This is a genomic window from Rodentibacter sp., assembly GCF_057314195.1.
In genome coordinates this window covers 1-12,443 of record NZ_DBHLAM010000031.1, presented here as the reverse complement: position 1 = coordinate 12,443, position 12,443 = coordinate 1, and the positions used below count along the sequence as shown (strand labels likewise).

The window sequence follows — 12,443 nt, the reverse complement described above, 5'->3', positions numbered from 1 at the left end:
ATCCCTCGCCTTTCGAGGCGTGCCAGTTCAAGTCTGGCTTCGGGCACCATTTAATAGCCACAAAATTAAAAATAGCGGCCTATAATTCTTTCCTCTCAAAAGTTATTCTTATCTTAAGTTCAATAATAAACGAATTCTTGAAATACGTCCACGAATAGTGTTTTGGGCAATATTTTTCTCCAGCTCTATTGGAAACAGATCGGCAAATTTTCTTTTTTATGAAATTTAATTCGTTTTTTAATGAAAAAGTCTCATCAAATCTTTCCATAAAATCATTGCAATTTAGTTAAAAAAGCGTAGTCTTTTACGCCGATTTGAGAATCATTCACAACTAAAGTTAGGATACAAAATGAAAACAGCATTAAAAATCAGTGCAATTTCTACTGCACTTTTGGCTTTGCCGATGTTGGCAAATGCCGAAGTATTGGCTTCCGTCAAGCCTCTTGGCTTTATTGCCTCTTCCATCGCCGACGGTGTAACCGACACCCAAGTTTTAGTTCCGGCCGGTGCATCGCCGCATGATTACAGCTTGAAATTGTCCGATATTCAAAAAGTGAAAGCGGCTGATCTGGTACTTTGGGTGGGCGAAGATATTGATTCGTTCTTGGATAAACCGGTGAGCCAAATAGATCGCAAAAAAGTGATTACTATTGCTGATTTGGCGGATGTGGAACCATTATTAACGAAAGCCCACCACGAACATTTTCATGAAGAAGGCGAGCATGCTCATAAGCACGAACATAAGCATGAACATAAACACGAGCATGAACATCATCATGATCACGGTGATGAAGGGTTAACTACCAATTGGCATGTGTGGTATTCGCCGGCAATTAGCCAAATTGTGGCGCAAAAAGTCGCGGATAAATTAACCGAGCAGTTCCCCGATAAAAAAGCGCTCATCGCACAAAATTTAGCGAATTTTAACCGTACATTGGCAGAACAAAGCGATAAAATCAAAGCGCAACTTGCACCGTTTGCCGATAAAGGCTTTTTTGTTTTTCATGATGCCTACAGTTATTTCAATGATGCCTACGGCTTAAAACAAAGCGGCTATTTCACCATTAACCCGCTTGTCGCCCCTGGCGCGAAAACTATTGCGCACATTAAAGAGGAAATCGAGGAGCATCGCGTAAACTGCCTTTTCGCCGAACCGCAATTTACGCCGAAAGTGATTGAATCTCTTGCGCAAAGCACCAAAGTGAATGTCGGAAAACTTGATCCGATTGGTGATAGCGTGGCGCTAGGTGCGGGATCTTATGCGAATTTCTTGCAGGCGACGGCGGAAAGCTATGCGCAATGTTTAGCAAAATAGTTTATTGGTGATTTTTAAGAAATGGCGGATTTTATCCGCCATTTTTTGTGGGATGATGGAAAGAAGGAAAACAGGTGCGCATTGAACTACTGAAATAGCACCGCATTGAAGTCTCCAAACAGCACCGCATTGAAGTCTCCAAATAGCACCGCATTGGGGGCGCAGATAAAGCGGCTTCAATGCGGTGCTATTTTGGCAGGGCGGCTTTATCGGCATTTTTATCGAACATCGCCTCATTTTCAGCGTAGAATAAAACCACTGTAATAAACAGGAGGTTAACATGGCAAAACAAGATTTAGCTAAACAGGTATTCGATTATGTCTTGAAACAATACGGCACTCAGCCCGAATATCTTTGGAAGTCCTACCCGGATTATGCCGTGTTACGCCATCAGGATAACCGTAAATGGTATGCCATTCTGATGAATGTGGAAAAAGCCTCATTAGGGCTGAGCGGTACAGGAAAAATGCCGGTGATGAATGTGAAATGTTCCCCTGAAATGCTCAGTTTATTTTTACCGCAAGACGGTTTTTTACCGGCGTACCACATGAATAAAAATCATTGGCTGACGGTGTTGTTAGATGGCTCTGTAGACAACGACAGCATACTGTTTTTATTAAATGCCAGTTTTGATCTCACCGCTACCCGACAAGTGAAAAAGCAACTTGGGATCGTCCGTTATACGGAATGGATCGTGCCGGCTAACCCGAAATATTACGATGTGGAGAAAGACTTGCGCGAAGGTGGTGAAATTTATTGGAAGCAGAGCAACAATATTGCCGTGGATGACATTGTGTATATGTACGTCACTGAACCTACGGGGGCTATTCGCTATAAATGCTTGGTGTTGGAGGTAAACATTCCGTATCGGCAAAAACGCACGGATGATTTACAGGTGAAGCGGGTGATGAAAATTCGTTGCTTGAAAGAATATGATAAAAATCTCATTCCACGCGCGAAAATGGCTCAATGCGGTGTCACTGCCGTACGCGGGCCACGGCATATGCCTTATGCACTAAAACAGGAAATTGCACGGTTGACTGGTGATGCTAGTGAAAAGTAAAAACACATTAAAAAAAATATCGCACTTTGATCTCTCAAAGTGCGATATTTTTTTTATGGCATTTTTTACGCTGCGTGTTTCGGTTGTTTAAACACAGTGACTTCAGGCGCTTGGCCAACGAATTTTTCTACTTGTACGATACAAGTATTTGGCGAGTTACCTTGTGCCAGTTTGGACGTGCCTTCGTCGCGGGTAAGCACGTTCGGGCAGCCGTTTTTGCACAATGGTTTTTCGCTTTCGCCTAAATCCATCGGGTCATACCACGCGCCTTCGTGAAGCGCCACCGTGCCTTTGATGATGTTTTCCGTCACCACGGCACCGGCAAGCACTTGTCCGCGTTTGCTGTGAATGCGCACGATGTCGCCGTCTTTAATGCCACGCGCTGCGGCATCTTCCGGGTGAATCATTACCGGCTCACGATCGTTGACCGCGTATTTTTGGCGAATTGCGTCCCCCACAAAGCCGCAGCACCAATACCCATCAAGCAAAGTGCGGTCAAAAATTTGGTTTTTTTGGCCATAAATTCACTCCAAATTAGCACCGCATTGAACTCTTGAAATAGCACCGCATTGGGACGAATAGATTGGCCCGGGACAATGTTGTTTGCCGCATTTTCCTTCATTTTTATGCAACCTATCGCAATATCTTGTAAAACCAGTTAAAAAAGCCTACCTCTTTTAAAGGGAACAGTGATAGAGTGAATGCCGCTTGACGTTTGTCATTTACAGGAAAATGGGGCAGCCCATTTCGCAATCATCAACCCAATCATCAAACAGAGGGAAACAGTATGTTAATTGGTGTACCAAGAGAGCTGCTTGATAATGAAAGCCGTGTGGCGGCGACGCCGAAAACGGTTCAGCAGATCTTGAAATTGGGCTTTGACGTGATCGTGGAACACGATGCAGGTTTTAAAGCGAGTTTTGAGGATCAAGCATTTTTAGACGCGGGCGCGAAAATTGGCACGGCAGCTGAAATTTGGCAATCGGATATTATCTTTAAGGTGAATCCGCCAACGGATGAAGAAATCGCCCAAATGAAAGAGGGCGCGACGCTTGTGAGCTTCATTTGGCGTATGCAAAATCCGGAGCTCATGAAAAAACTGACCGCGAAGAAAATCAATGTACTTGCGATGGATGCAGTGCCGCGGATTTCACGCGCGCAAGCTTTGGATGCCCTTTCCTCTATGGCGAATATTTCCGGTTATCGTGCGGTGATTGAAGCCGCCCACGAGTTTGGCAGTTTCTTCACCGGTCAAATTACCGCGGCAGGTAAAGTCCCGCCGGCTAAAGTGTTGGTGATTGGTGCAGGCGTGGCGGGCTTGGCGGCAATCGGTGCGGCAAACAGTCTTGGTGCGATTGTGCGTGCCTTTGACTCTCGTCCTGAAGTGAAAGAACAAGTACAAAGTATGGGCGCAAGCTTCTTAGAAATTGATTTCAAAGAAGAAGGCGGCAGCGGTGATGGTTATGCAAAAGTGATGTCGGAAGAATTCAACCGCCGTGCGATGGCGCTTTACGCAGAACAAGCCAAGGAAGTGGATATTATCATTACCACTGCAGCCATTCCGGGTAAACCGGCGCCACGTTTAATTACCAAAGAAATGGTGGATTCCATGAAACCGGGTTCGGTGATTGTGGATTTAGCGGCGGCAACGGGTGGTAACTGCGAATATACCGAAGCCGGTAAAGTGGTGACCACGGAAAACCAAGTGAAAATTATCGGTTACACCGATTTCCCAAGCCGTTTGCCAACTCAATCTTCCCAACTTTACGGCACAAACTTAGTGAATTTATTGAAATTGTTGTGTAAAGAGAAAGATGGCAACATCAATATTGATTTTGACGACGTAGTATTGCGCGGTGTCACTGTGGTTCGTGACGGGGAAGAAATTCCGCCGGCACAAATTCAAGTGTCTGCTCAACCAAAACAAGAAGCAAAAGCGGCGCCGGCAGCCGAGAAAAAAGAAGCCAAACCGGCTGATCCGCGCGTGAAATACGGCGTGATGGCAGGGGTAGGCGCATTGTTCCTTTGGTTAGCTTCTGTGGCACCGGCTGCGTTCTTATCGCACTTTACCGTATTCGTATTGGCTTGTGTGGTGGGGTATTACGTAGTTTGGAACGTCAGCCATGCACTTCACACCCCATTAATGGCGGTGACCAATGCGATTTCCGGCATTATTATTGTGGGGGCGTTGTTACAAATCGGTCAAGGCAACTTCTTTATTAGCGCCCTTGCCTTTGTGGCAATTTTGGTGGCAAGCATCAATATTTTTGGTGGTTTCCGCGTGACACAACGTATGTTAGCAATGTTTAGAAAAGGTTAAGGAGCGCACAATGTCTGAAGGTTTAGTACAGGCTGCATATATTTTAGCAGCATTACTTTTCATTATGAGTTTGGCCGGTCTTTCTAAACATGAAACCGCCAAAGCGGGTTGCTGGTTCGGGATTGTCGGGATGACAATCGCCCTTATCGCCACCATTTTCGGGCCGCATTCAGAAGGTACATTTTGGATCATCATCGCAATGATTATCGGTGGGGCAATCGGCGTACAACGCGCATTAAAAGTTGAAATGACCGAAATGCCGGAACTAGTGGCGATTCTTCACAGTTTCGTTGGCTTGGCTGCGGTGCTGGTGGGTTTTAACAGCTACGGTTTACATCACAATGCGGTGCTGCCGGAAGGGTTGGATGCGGTGGCGCAAGCGGCGTTTGTCGCCGAACAAGCGGTGTTGAGTAACATCCACAATGTAGAAGTGTTCCTCGGTATCTTTATCGGTGCGGTCACCTTTACCGGTTCCGTAGTCGCGTTCGGTAAACTTAGTGGCAAAATCAATTCAAAAGCGCTCATGTTGCCACATCGTCATAAACTCAATTTAGCGGCATTAGTGGTTTCTGCTTTATTGATGGTGGCGTTCTTAAACAATCCGGATAATATTTTCCCGGTATTACTAATGACGGCGATTGCCCTTGCATTCGGTTGGCATTTAGTAGCATCTATCGGCGGTGCGGATATGCCGGTGGTGGTGTCAATGCTTAACTCATATTCCGGTTGGGCGGCGGCTGCGGCGGGTTTTATGTTGAACAACGACCTGCTTATCGTGACCGGTGCGCTGGTAGGTTCTTCCGGTGCGATTCTTTCTTACATTATGTGTAAAGCCATGAACCGTTCATTTATCAGCGTCATCGCCGGTGGTTTTGGTAACGATGTTCAAGTATCTTCCGATGAAGAACAAGGCGAGCATCGCGAAACTACGGCAGAAGAGGTGGCGGAATTGTTGAAAAATGCCAATTCTGTCATTATCACGCCGGGATACGGTATGGCGGTCGCGCAAGCGCAATATCCGGTTGCCGATTTAACGGCGAAACTGCGCGAACGCGGCGTGAATGTACGCTTCGGTATTCACCCGGTTGCGGGCCGTTTACCGGGCCATATGAACGTACTGTTAGCAGAAGCGAAAGTGCCTTACGACGTGGTGCTTGAAATGGACGAAATCAATGACGATTTCGCCGATACCGATGTGGTATTGGTTATTGGCGCCAACGACACGGTAAACCCGGCGGCGATGGAAGATCCGAACAGCCCAATCGCCGGTATGCCGGTATTGGAAGTCTGGAAAGCTCAAAATGTAATCGTCTTCAAGCGTTCGATGGCGGTGGGCTATGCCGGCGTACAAAATCCGTTGTTCTTCAAAGAAAACACGCAAATGCTTTTTGGTGATGCGAAAGAACGGGTAGAGGATATTTTAAAAGCGTTGTAAAGCGCGCTAAAAACAACCGCACTTTAGGATACTGAAGTGCGGTTTTTTATGTCCGATTGAACGCAGGATTTTTTCATCAAATCGATCTTGTTATTTCCAATACGCTGAGATCGCTCAACAGCACCGCATTGGAACGGCTTTGAATGCGGTGCTGTTTCGAATAAAGAAAAATAAAACGACTTAAGCTTTAGATAAATTTTACAGCTGCGCGGTAGGCCGTAATTTCGGTTTTGTGTCATTACCGCTATTTCTTTTTTTTAGGTAATTTATCTTGTTCTTGTGGCGTGAGATCTTGATAGTTAAACACCGGTAAGCCCCATTCGAAACGAATCGCCAAAATGCGTAAGGTAAAGCTGCTTATTAAGGTGAGGAGTACAGCGAGATTGTGTTCCATTTGCAGCATACTGAAAGTGTAATAAATGAGTGTGGCGAACAAGGCAACGCTGGCGTAGAGTTCTTTTTGGAATACGAGAGGAATACGGTTGCAAAGCAAATCGCGTAATACACCACCGAAAGCTCCGGTGATACAGCCGGCGATACAGACGATTGTTAAGCTGTATCCCATATCCATGGCGATTTGTGCACCGATGATGGAATATACCACCAAACCCATGGCGTCCAACACTAAGAAAATGGTGCGAAAATAGCGCATAAAGTGATTAATAAACGGCGCCACATATACAGTAACGACGGCTGCGGTCGCCACCATTAAAAAATATTCGGGATGTTTCACCCAGCCAAGCGGGTAGTGCCCAAGTAACACATCGCGCACCGAGCCGCCACCGATGGCGGTTACCGAAGCAATGATAATTACGCCGAAAATATCCATTTTTTCTCTACCGGCGGCTAAAGCGCCCGTCATTCCTTCGGCGGTGATACCGATAATGTATAAAACGCTGAGTAACATTTAATGTTCCTTGTGAGGCCTTGCTAAACGTGCAAAGGTGCGATTAAAAGCGGGCTCATTCTACTTTAAAACAAGGCTGATTTTTAGCATAATGGCGCATTATTTTTGCATAGGTTTAGGTTATGTCGGAACAATCTTCAACTTTTCGCGCGGCATTGCTTGCTGTACTGTCCATCGGTATGGTGCTGGCGGTGGATCTTTTTATGTTTTCCTTACAATTACAGCCACAAGCCATTCCACATTTGGCGGTGGGCGTGTTAACGGCGCAATTGCTTTCTTTGTTGGTTTTTTATAAAGGCGAAATTTGTCCGGGGCAATGCGCTCGGTTGGTTAAAGTAAATTTGGTTTTTGCGCTTTACTGGGTGGTTTGGTTGGTGATCAGTTTGTTACCGGCTTACCACTATACGCTGACGAATCTGATGAGTTTATGTGGTTTATCCGTTGTTTATTTTATTTACAAACAACCAAAAACGCATAATTTGCGTAACGGCTTTTTACGCATGGCAGCGTTGGTGGCGGGCTTTGGTTTGTTAAGTTATTTGATGTTGTTCGGGATATTGCCATCGGGCGCCTTCATCGAATATAACCCGCTTGCACCAATGCTCGCCGGCGTGGTACTGGCGAATTTAACTTTAGTCATTGCGCGTAATCGTTTGCAAGGTTTTATCGCCTTATTGCCGCCTACGATGGTTCTCCTGCTTGCTTTCAATGCGGTGCTAATTTTCATCCTCATACTGCTCGGCGGCGAAAATGAACCGAGCGCGGAAGGTGTTTTTGCGTATGCCATTTATTTTGTCTGCCATTTTGCTATTGCGGCTATTCTGGTAATTCATAGCTTGCAAAAATGGACGTTAAGCACCAACAGCTTGTTTATTTTGCTTTTTATCGCCTCTTGTTTACCGCTTTGGATGTTGTTCGTTTAATGGAAAAACAGAATCATTTTGCCGCTTGTGGATATGGTTTCAATGCGGTGCTATTTTAATAAACCAAAAAGTGCGGGAAAATCCCGCACTTTTTAGTTTCAGATTATTCTTCCGAATCTGCGTCTTCCGATACATCTTCATCGGCATCACAAACGCGTTCAAGGCTAACTACGTGTTCGTCGTCTGCGGTGCGAATCAGGCGCACACCTTGGGTGTTACGGCCTACAATGCCGACTTCGCTCACACGCGTACGAACCAAGGTTCCCGCATCGGTGATCAACATAATTTGGTCGGTTTCTTCCACTTGAGTCGCAGCAACTACTTTACCGTTACGCTCGCTGACTTTGATCGAGATTACCCCTTTAGTGTTGCGAGATTTGGTTGGGTATTCGCTTAATTGAGTACGTTTGCCGTAGCCATTTTGAGTTGCGGTTAAAATTGCGCCGTCATTTTTCGGAATAACCAAAGAAACTACTTTGTCGATATTGAGATCAAGGGTTTCTTCTGCATTATCATCGGACACCTCCTCAATTTCGATCGTGCTTTCGTCATCGGATATTTCATTGGTAAGTGCCAGTTTAATGCCGCGCACGCCTGTTGCCAAACGTCCCATCGCACGTACTGCGCTTTCTGCGAAACGCACCACGCGACCTTGCGCAGAGAACAACATAATTTCGTTACTGCCGTCGGTGAGATCCACGCCGATAAGCTCGTCTTCGTCACGTAAGTTAAGGGCAATAATGCCGTTTGAACGCGGGCGGCTGAATTCGGTAAGGGCAATTTTCTTCACAATACCGCCGGCTGTTGCCATCACCACGAATTTATCTTCTTCATATGCGGAAACCGGCAGAATTGCGGTAATCCGTTCATTTTCTTGTAACGGCAAAATATTTACAATCGGACGACCGCGTGCGCCACGACTAGCTTGTGGAAGTTGATACACTTTCAACCAGTATAAACGCCCGCGGCTAGAGAAGCAGAGAATCGTATCGTGGGTATTTGCCACAAGCAGTTTTTCGATGAAATCTTCTTCTTTCATCTTCGTTGCGGATTTTCCTTTACCGCCGCGACGTTGTGCCTCGTAGTCGGTTAGTGGTTGATATTTCACGTAACCTTCATGAGAAAGCGTCACTACCACGTCTTCTTGCGCGATAAGATCTTCCAAATCAATATCGCCGGAAGCGCTGGTAATTTCGGTGCGGCGCTCGTCACCAAATTGACTTTTCACTTCTGTTAATTCTTCGCGAATCACTTCCATTAAGCGTTCCGCGCTGCTTAAAATATGTAGAAGATCGGCAATTTTTACCAATAATTCTTGATACTCTGCAACGACTTCTTCAAAAGCAATGCCAGTTAAACGGTGTAAGCGAAGCTCTAAAATTGCGTTTACTTGAGCCGGCGACAAATAATATTGCTCGCCTTGAATACCGAGATTTTCTTCTAAATCATCCGGTTTTGCGGATATATCTAGTAAATTGATAATGTCGCTGTGCAGCGCCCAAGAGTGTGAACTAATGGCATTTGCCGCTTCTTCACGATTTTTCGAATTACGAATGATAGAAATCATTTCATCGATATTCGAACGTGCCACCGCCAAACCTTCTAAAATATGGGTACGTTCGCGCGCTTTACGAAGTTCGAAGATCGAACGACGGGTCACCACTTCGCGACGATGCAAGACGAAGGCTTCAATGATTTCTTTTAAGTTGAACAAACGCGGCTGACCGTGATCCAACGCCACCATGTTAATGCCGAACGTAACTTGCATTTGGGTAAGCGAGTAAAGGTGATTTAATACCACTTCGCCGACTGCATCGCGTTTGATATCGATTTCAATGCGGATCCCTTCTTTGTTAGAAAGGTCGGTGATATTGCTGATGCCTTCGATTTTTTTCTCGCGAATTAATTCTGCAATTTTTTCTACTAATTTCGCTTTGTTGACTTGGTACGGCAATTCAGACACGATGATTTGCTCGCGGCCTTTATCATTGGTTTCGACCGCTGCACGTGCACGAACATAAACTTTACCTCGACCGGTACGGTAAGCTTCCTCAATACCTTTGCGACCGTTAATTAACGCGGCGGTTGGAAAGTCCGGGCCCGGAATATGTTGCATGAGTTCATCAATCGTGATCTCGTTATTGTCAATATACGCTAAGCAGCCGTTTAATACTTCGTTTAAATTGTGCGGCGGGATATTGGTTGCCATCCCCACGGCAATACCGGAAGAACCGTTCGCCAAAAGCGCCGGAATACGGGTCGGCAATACGTCCGGAATCATCAATTCGCCATCATAGTTAGGCGAGAAATTTACGGTTTCTTTATCCAAATCCGTTAATAAGGCTTGCGTGATTTTTTGCATACGCACTTCGGTATAACGCATCGCCGCCGGCGCATCGCCGTCGATCGAGCCGAAGTTGCCCTGACCATCAACCAACATATAACGAAGAGAGAACGGTTGCGCCATACGCACGATGGTGTCGTACACGGCAGAATCGCCGTGCGGGTGATATTTACCGATTACATCACCCACCACACGAGCCGATTTCACATATTTTTTATTCGCTGTATTGCCTTCGCGATCCATTGAAAACAATACGCGGCGGTGCACCGGTTTTAAGCCGTCACGCACATCGGGCAAAGCGCGTCCAACGATGACCGACATCGCGTAGTCGAGATAGGAAGATTTGAGTTCTTCTTCAATATTGACAGAGGTAATGGATGATTGGATTGAATCCGTCATTGATATTCCTTTTTCGCTCAAAAAAATTGCGCGGATTATAGCATAACGGCATGATTTTCCCTAATTCTTCCCATAAAAAACGGCATTTTAGTTTCATTAAAATGCCGTTTAAAAATAGTTTTAAAATTGACTGAATTTAACTGAATTCAATGCGGTGCTATTTGGCTACCTCATTGAACCAGTAAATAGAAATTACTGTTGCCGCGCAAAATATTTAATGCAACGGCGGACGGTTTATCTTCCAACACTTTGCGCAAATCTTGCGTATTTTTCACCGCTTGACGATTTACACCGATGATAATATCGCCCGCTTTCAAACCACGTTGGGCAGCCAAAGAATTCGGTTGTACCTTGCCGATTTCAATGCCTTTCACGCCTTTGCCGTTATAGTCGCTGAGTTCTGCGCCGTCTAAAGCTTGCAATTCAATTTTGCTTGCTCCCGCGGTTTTGCCGTCGTCCGCTTGCAATGTAACGTTTACATCTTGCGATTTGCCGTCGCGTAGATAAGTGAGTTCAATTTCTTTGCCCGCGCCGGTAGTCGCGATTTTGGCACGCATTTCCGCAAAGCTGGAAATTTTTTGTCCGTTCATTGCAGTGATGACATCGCCCGCTTTGATGCCGGCTTTTTCCGCCGCTGAACCCGGTAACACTTCGCTGACAAAAGCGCCTTGTTGCGCGTTGACATTGAAGGCTTTAGCGAGGTCCGCATTGAGCTCGCCGCCTTTAATACCAAGCAAGCCACGGCGCACTTCGCCAAATGCTAAAATTTGTTGCACGATGTTATTTGCCTGGTTGCTCGGAATCGCAAAGGCGATACCCGCATTGCCGCCGCTCGGGGAGATAATTGCAGTGTTAATGCCGATCAATTCGCCGTTTAAATTTACTAAGGCGCCGCCGGAGTTACCGCGGTTTACCGCCGCATCGGTTTGAATATAGTTTTCGTAGGCACCGCTGTCGGAACCGGTCGAACGTCCCAATGCGGAAATGATTCCCGACGTCACGGTTTGCCCTAAACCAAAGGGATTGCCGATCGCGATGGTAAAATCGCCCACGCGTAATTTATCGGAATCGGCAAATTTTAGGGCGGTTAGATGGGTCGGTTTTTCAATTTGAAGCAGCGCAATGTCCGATTGCTCGTCTTTACCCACTAATTTCGCTTTAAATTCACGTCCGTCTTGTAATGTAACGTTAATTTTATCCGCTTCGTTAATCACGTGATTATTGGTCAATACGTAACCTTTATCCGCATCAATAATTACACCGGAACCTAAGCCGCGAAAGTTGCGTCCGCCATCACGACGGCTACCGAATTGATCGGCAAATTGATCGCCGAAGAAGAATTTAAATTCTTCCGGGATGTCGTCCGGTAGGGCGGAGCGTCCGGTATTTTTGACTTTGCCTTCCACGGAAATTGTCACTACCGCCGGTTGTACTTTTTCCAACATTGGCGCCAAGCTGTTTTGTTCGCTGATAAAACTCGGCAAGCTTGCTTGCGTGCTGAAAGAACTGCTTAAAACGCTTAAACCTAACACGATACCGCTTAATACGAAATGTCTTTTTTTCATAATCTCTCCAAGTAAATTTGTGTCAAAAAAGTGTCTCGTCTGACAAAGATATGAGGAAAATGTTCGGCAAAAACAAGGCGTTTGCTAAAAAAAATGCGGTCAATTTGATTTGACCGCACTTTGATCTGCCCCCAAAAAGTTGGACAGGTTAGTTAACTTAAATATTGAGCTC

General features: G+C 45.8%; 9 protein-coding genes, 1 tRNA gene and 1 pseudogene (1 of these 11 running past the window's edge). 6 read left to right on the top strand and 5 right to left on the bottom strand.

The genetic code is table 11. The annotated features are described in order from the left end of the window. The 3 genes from ACO59Y_RS04685 to ACO59Y_RS04675 all read left to right on the top strand — a co-directional run. A tRNA-Gly gene (locus tag ACO59Y_RS04685) sits at positions 1-49 on the top strand (it extends 185 nt beyond the left edge of the window). 300 nt (positions 50-349) lie between these two features. Continuing rightward, positions 350-1,315 carry a zinc ABC transporter substrate-binding protein ZnuA gene (znuA, locus tag ACO59Y_RS04680; RefSeq protein ID WP_486131080.1) on the top strand — a complete coding sequence of 322 codons (966 nt, stop codon included), beginning with the start codon at positions 350-352 and terminating at the stop codon, positions 1,313-1,315. 280 nt (positions 1,316-1,595) lie between these two features. Further along, entirely contained in the window at positions 1,596-2,378 is a 783-nt protein-coding gene (locus ACO59Y_RS04675) for an MmcQ/YjbR family DNA-binding protein (protein ID WP_486131078.1), read from the top strand. Between the two features lie 65 nt (positions 2,379-2,443). Here the strand turns inward: ACO59Y_RS04675 and ACO59Y_RS04670 are convergent. Then, positions 2,444-2,827: pseudogene (locus ACO59Y_RS04670) on the bottom strand (molybdopterin dinucleotide binding domain-containing protein); the annotation flags it as partial. Further along, entirely contained in the window at positions 2,785-3,000 is a 216-nt protein-coding gene (locus tag ACO59Y_RS04665) for a hypothetical protein (protein ID WP_486131076.1), read from the bottom strand. The pseudogene ACO59Y_RS04670 and the gene ACO59Y_RS04665, both read right to left, overlap by 43 nt. A 165-nt stretch (positions 3,001-3,165) precedes the next feature. On the opposite strand from ACO59Y_RS04665, the gene pntA reads away from it, so the two are divergent. Together pntA and pntB are read left to right on the top strand one after the other, a co-directional pair. Continuing rightward, on the top strand, positions 3,166-4,698 hold the full coding sequence (gene pntA, locus ACO59Y_RS04660; protein ID WP_486131074.1) for a Re/Si-specific NAD(P)(+) transhydrogenase subunit alpha: 1,533 nt from the start codon (positions 3,166-3,168) through the stop codon (positions 4,696-4,698). 10 nt (positions 4,699-4,708) lie between these two features. After that, positions 4,709-6,133 (top strand): Re/Si-specific NAD(P)(+) transhydrogenase subunit beta, encoded by a 1,425-nt coding sequence (gene pntB / locus ACO59Y_RS04655; protein WP_486131072.1) that lies wholly within the window; start codon positions 4,709-4,711, stop codon positions 6,131-6,133. A 244-nt stretch (positions 6,134-6,377) separates the two neighbouring features. Here pntB and ACO59Y_RS04650 read toward each other — a convergent pair whose 3' ends face one another. Further along, positions 6,378-7,040: a trimeric intracellular cation channel family protein gene (locus ACO59Y_RS04650; protein ID WP_486131070.1), complete on the bottom strand. Its 663-nt coding sequence runs from the start codon at positions 7,038-7,040 to the stop codon at positions 6,378-6,380. A 122-nt stretch (positions 7,041-7,162) separates the two neighbouring features. On the opposite strand from ACO59Y_RS04650, the gene ACO59Y_RS04645 reads away from it, so the two are divergent. After that, positions 7,163-7,963: a hypothetical protein gene (locus ACO59Y_RS04645; protein WP_486131068.1), complete on the top strand. Its 801-nt coding sequence runs from the start codon at positions 7,163-7,165 to the stop codon at positions 7,961-7,963. Between the two features lie 103 nt (positions 7,964-8,066). Here the strand turns inward: ACO59Y_RS04645 and gyrA are convergent, their stop codons facing one another. Next, positions 8,067-10,706: a DNA topoisomerase (ATP-hydrolyzing) subunit A gene (gyrA, locus tag ACO59Y_RS04640; RefSeq protein WP_486131066.1), complete on the bottom strand. Its 2,640-nt coding sequence runs from the start codon at positions 10,704-10,706 to the stop codon at positions 8,067-8,069. 170 nt (positions 10,707-10,876) lie between these two features. After that, on the bottom strand, positions 10,877-12,271 hold the full coding sequence (locus ACO59Y_RS04635) for a DegQ family serine endoprotease (RefSeq protein ID WP_486131064.1): 1,395 nt from the start codon (positions 12,269-12,271) through the stop codon (positions 10,877-10,879). Positions 12,272-12,443 lie beyond the last annotated feature (172 nt).

What these genes read in the sequence shown, in the direction of transcription:
- ACO59Y_RS04645 (WP_486131068.1), top strand. Translation starts at nt 7,163, where the DNA reads ATGTCGGAACAATCTTCAACTTTTCGCGCGGCATTGCTTGCTGTACTG.
- ACO59Y_RS04650 (WP_486131070.1), bottom strand. Translation starts at nt 7,040, where the DNA reads ATGTTACTCAGCGTTTTATACATTATCGGTATCACCGCCGAAGGAATG.
- ACO59Y_RS04635 (WP_486131064.1), bottom strand. Translation starts at nt 12,271, where the DNA reads ATGAAAAAAAGACATTTCGTATTAAGCGGTATCGTGTTAGGTTTAAGC.
- gyrA (WP_486131066.1), bottom strand. Translation starts at nt 10,706, where the DNA reads ATGACGGATTCAATCCAATCATCCATTACCTCTGTCAATATTGAAGAA.
- pntB (WP_486131072.1), top strand. Translation starts at nt 4,709, where the DNA reads ATGTCTGAAGGTTTAGTACAGGCTGCATATATTTTAGCAGCATTACTT.
- znuA (WP_486131080.1), top strand. Translation starts at nt 350, where the DNA reads ATGAAAACAGCATTAAAAATCAGTGCAATTTCTACTGCACTTTTGGCT.
- ACO59Y_RS04675 (WP_486131078.1), top strand. Translation starts at nt 1,596, where the DNA reads ATGGCAAAACAAGATTTAGCTAAACAGGTATTCGATTATGTCTTGAAA.
- pntA (WP_486131074.1), top strand. Translation starts at nt 3,166, where the DNA reads ATGTTAATTGGTGTACCAAGAGAGCTGCTTGATAATGAAAGCCGTGTG.
- ACO59Y_RS04665 (WP_486131076.1), bottom strand. Translation starts at nt 3,000, where the DNA reads ATGAAGGAAAATGCGGCAAACAACATTGTCCCGGGCCAATCTATTCGT.